4 protein-coding genes and 4 pseudogenes are annotated in these 3951 nt (G+C 58.0%); 4 read left to right on the top strand and 4 right to left on the bottom strand.

The features are described from left to right. Positions 1–59: 59 nt before the first annotated feature. Positions 60–317: pseudogene (locus tag ACWUKX_RS30875) on the bottom strand (GMC family oxidoreductase); the annotation flags it as partial. Between the two features lie 432 nt (positions 318–749). On the opposite strand from ACWUKX_RS30875, the pseudogene ACWUKX_RS30870 reads away from it, so the two are divergent. Together ACWUKX_RS30870 and ACWUKX_RS30865 are read left to right on the top strand one after the other, a co-directional pair. After that, positions 750–908 (top strand): annotated as a pseudogene (locus tag ACWUKX_RS30870) (IS66 family transposase); the annotation flags it as partial. 19 nt (positions 909–927) lie between these two features. Further along, positions 928–1068, top strand: a complete 141-nt coding sequence (locus ACWUKX_RS30865) for a transposase domain-containing protein (protein ID WP_456010442.1) — start codon at positions 928–930, stop codon at positions 1066–1068. A gap of 286 nt (positions 1069–1354) precedes the next feature. Here the strand turns inward: ACWUKX_RS30865 and ACWUKX_RS30860 are convergent, their stop codons facing one another. The 3 genes and pseudogenes from ACWUKX_RS30860 to ACWUKX_RS30850 all read right to left on the bottom strand — a co-directional run bounded on the left by ACWUKX_RS30860 (position 1355) and on the right by ACWUKX_RS30850 (position 2639). After that, positions 1355–1819, bottom strand: a complete 465-nt coding sequence (locus ACWUKX_RS30860; RefSeq protein ID WP_456010441.1) for an Lrp/AsnC family transcriptional regulator — start codon at positions 1817–1819, stop codon at positions 1355–1357. A 304-nt stretch (positions 1820–2123) separates the two neighbouring features. Then, positions 2124–2468 (bottom strand): annotated as a pseudogene (locus ACWUKX_RS30855) (IS110 family transposase); the annotation flags it as partial. A gap of 18 nt (positions 2469–2486) precedes the next feature. Next, positions 2487–2639: a hypothetical protein gene (locus ACWUKX_RS30850; RefSeq protein WP_456010439.1), complete on the bottom strand. Its 153-nt coding sequence runs from the start codon at positions 2637–2639 to the stop codon at positions 2487–2489. 259 nt (positions 2640–2898) lie between these two features. Between ACWUKX_RS30850 and ACWUKX_RS30845 the strand changes: the two are divergent. Then, a pseudogene (locus ACWUKX_RS30845) lies at positions 2899–3049 on the top strand (integrase core domain-containing protein); the annotation flags it as partial. Between the two features lie 382 nt (positions 3050–3431). Further along, positions 3432–3951 (top strand): aminotransferase class III-fold pyridoxal phosphate-dependent enzyme (locus ACWUKX_RS30840; RefSeq protein ID WP_456010438.1); only part of this gene is annotated, 520 nt, incomplete at its 3' end.

Here is a 3951-nt window from a genome sequence, read left to right as displayed (position 1 = left end):
CAAATTCACCGTTGAAGTCCGGCCTGAAATGAATACCCAAAGCTTCATATGCTTTCGACGCCGCTCGCACCGCGGTTGGCGACCTGGCCGTTGATGCTGGACCCGCCGCCCATGACGCGCGCCTGCTCGTAATGAGCGGGCTTTCGACCATCCCGCACCGTGGTCACCTCGAGAGACGGCCATTGATAATCAGGATTGAGATAGGCACGCGTGGGACTACCATCGAGGATATCGTCAGGGATAGCGCTCGGAGGAGTGTCGGGACCTGCCTCGATGAGGAGCACGCGATTTCCATTGGCCGAAAGCCTGCTCGCCATGACGCATCCGGATGAACCACCACCCACGACGATGTAATCAAAAACCAATTTCAACCTCTAACTAAGTGCTAGCCGCCAAAGTTCGTGAATGCGCTCTCAAGATGTTCACACGCAGAGACGACCCGTCGTCAAACATCGACTCTGCACGATGGTCGAGAACCTCAAATCAGCCTCTCTAGCTTCGACGAGCGCTCTTGGGGCAATTTCGGGCGATGCCCCATTCGGGAATCATAAGCTGCGATCCGGGTCGGTTTCCGGCAATCTAAGGGCAAATACCACATAATTCCGGCGTACCAAACCGAGCATATGCACCTTATTAGCAGCGCAATCTGGCTGCAGAGGTGGCAGAACTCCCACCGAGGGTCTCGGCCTTTGTATGCATCCGGTGAAGCCCGGTGAAGACCGCAGACGTGCGTATCCGGGGACCTCGTCAAAGCAATCCGCTACAGCCTCAACCGCTGGGAAGCGCTCTGTCGAACTATCAAGGGCACCCGTCTTGAGATCGCCAACAATGTCGGCCAAGGCGCGATCTGCCGTCTGACGCTCGGGCGTAGCAACTGTACCTTGCTCGGCCCGGGACTCCGACGGTGAGCGCGCTCCGGTCTTCTAAATACTGATCCTGAGTTGCAGCCTGAACGGCATCAATCCGGAGGCCTATCTCGCCCACGTGATCGGCCACGTAAGCCAACATCTAATCGCATCAAGGATTTCCTCCCTTGGAACTTGCGCGGCTAATCTGACGGAAAGCTAGCGGCTGACGATGGCTGCGATCACCCGATCTACACCCTCCCGCTCGCAGCCAAAATGCACGGCGAGGGACGCCTCGCGGCTGTGGGAGGTGTATGTCGACATGGACCCTGAGGACGGTTGCCTCTGGGCTACGGCCAATACGATCAGCAGGTCCCCGCGAGCACAACGCGCAAAACGGCAGCCAAAAGACTCCGAGTCATGACCGGGCGCTTACGCAACCTAGGAGTGAGGGGGCCATCGACCAAGACGCTCGCGAAATCGGAAGCCAGTGGATGCCCGAACGCTTTCTATACGTCTATTGGCACGGCCAAGCTCACCTTAGTGCGATCCATGACGACCATCGTGCTATAGTTTTTAACATCGCTGTTATCGAAAAACAATTTCCGACTAAATGCCTCGTACTCTGACAAGTCACGCACTGAGACAATGAGAACGAAATCAGCATTGCCTGTGACAGAATACGCGCTCATCACCTCAGGCGCCCGCCTGATAGTCTGTTTAAATCGATCAATGATATCGGAGCGATAGCGCTCGAGATCAACGAAGACCAGCATCATCAAGGGACGGCCCACCGCTTCAGGCGACACTATTGCGACATCAGCCTCAATGACACCGACTTCTCGAAGTTTTTTCAACCGCCGCTGGCAAGCGGTGGACGAGATGTTTGCCAGTTGACCTAACTCTTCACTTGTTAGGCGATTGTTGTGCTGAACCGCGCTCAAAAGCTTCAAGTCGATTCGATCCAAATCCAAGGTCAATCTCCACATATCGTGATATTTGCGCAGGAGAACTGCGCCTAGCGTTCGATATTAGCCTCAACCCGGCGCCGACGGAAGGACGATGGAGGCCAAGTGCGTGTAATAAGAGCCGATTTAAGGTGCGAAATCTGGTGTTGGGTTGTAACCGATTCATGGTGGCACTCCAAAATCGAGGATCTGCAGTGGAAATGTGTCTGCGCCTTATAGCTGATGAGCCTGATGCCAAGTCGTGGCAATCGCATGCGACGCGGGCATCAATTGTTCGCCCGTCGGCGGGAGGCAACCAACAGCGACGCGGTCGCTCCTCATTTGCGGCATCCGTGCGCGTCTTCTTCGGACCTCGCGGGTTCCAGCCCGCGACGAAGCGCGCGTAAGCGCCCTCGGCCTGCTCCACCCAGCGGCGCTCTTCTTCCGGGTGGCTCTTGCTGTTGTAGGCATGCGCTGCCCCCTTTTGGCCGCGCGTAGCCTTGCTTCCGGCCTTGACCTCCACATCCCGCAGTTTCTTGGCGTGCAGGGAAGGCCGAGCCCAAGCGTAGCTTTCGCCCTTCGTCAACAGATGCCAGATCACGACAGCAATTTTGCGTGCGGTTGCGACGGCCGCGACATGCTGCCCTCGCCGGGCTCGGACACGCAGGAAGAAGGCGCAGCGGTGTAGCCTCGATCACCACGACGTCATCCAGCGACAGCTTCGCGGCGCGAACGCCTCCAGCAGTTCGCGCCGCATGTCGACGCGCCCCAACCGCCGGAGCCTGCCGTCCTCCCAAGCCACCGCCTCGGCGAAGGCGCGATGGATATCCAGTCCGATGATGCGCATGCCTGTTCCCTCCTTCCTGGCTCGGTCAAAGACGGGAACTGGCGGCAACACGACATCAACTAATCCCGCGCGCGCAGCGCATCCGGGAAAGTCGCGAGGGGCGTCCATGTAACGAGCTCGGGCTCTCAGCCCACGGTCTTTGGACAGCCTGCCCGCACCTTCGTGCTCCCGGTGCCCCGCGTCCCGGATGGGCTCACCATAGGGCCGTTCCAAAACAAGAACAGCAGGACGTGCAGGCACCGCAGATCACATACCGGATAACGGCATGTCCGAGGAGTCCGTCAAGACGTTCAAGCGCGACCACCTGCGCATCCCCCTTGCCCGACGCACCTTCCATGCTACGGCAGATCGCCGGATGGATCGCCGACGACAACGAGATTCATCCACACTCAGCACTCAAGATGCGCTCCCAAGGAGTTCACCCAAGCTCAAATCCACTAGCCGGTGTCTGTGAAACGGAGGGGGCACGACATATATGCGGGACCGACCCGACGGCACTTATGTGCGTTGTATGTGCTTCAGAAGCGAAGATGGTTCGGGGCCCCCGTGCGGTTTTGGCCATTCTGCCGTCTCAAGCACGGAGGGAAATCCCCACTGATCGCCGGCAAATCGCCTGTCTTAGGCGATTTACCTTCGATTTTGCACTATTCCTGCGCCACGTCGCCCCCTATTGCGCAAATCGACCAATTGGATGCGCTATCATTGGCCAAGCGGCTTAGAAGCCGCTGATTTCCGCTTAGCAAGAACCGGCCTGAAGTGTTTGCAGGCTGCCAGTCGAAAGGATTACGCCCCATGGACAAGCAGGTCACCCCTACAAACGATGCAGGCCTCGCGGTTTTTGATCGCCTTGAGTCTGAGGTGCGCAGCTACGTTCGGGCGTTCCCGGCGCTATTCGACCGGGGAGTTGGAACCACCCTCATCGCTGCAGACGGTCGGGAATACCTCGACTTTTTCGGAGGTGCAGGTGCCTTGAATTATGGGCACAACAACCCCGTCCTCAAGAAAGCCTTGCTTGATTATATCAAGCGCGACGGAGTTGTGCATGGGCTGGACCTTGCCACGACGGCCAAGAAGGCCTTCATCGAAGCTTTTGAACAGTACATTCTAAAGCCCCGTGGTCTGACCTATAAATTGCAGTTTCCCGGTCCCACAGGTACGAACGCGGTCGAGGCGGTCCTAAAGCTGGCTCGCCAGGTGACCGGCAGGTCAAACATCGTCTCGTTTACGAATTCGTTTCATGGGGAAAGCGTCGGCTCGTTGGCAGCGACCGGAAACAAGGAGCACCGAGCAGCTGCCGGGTTTCCCCTCGCGC

The sequence above is a fragment of the Mesorhizobium sp. f-mel genome, from assembly GCF_053850215.1.
The sequence above is the reverse complement of the archived record's forward strand: the minus strand, read 5'-3'. Positions and strand labels throughout refer to the sequence as shown.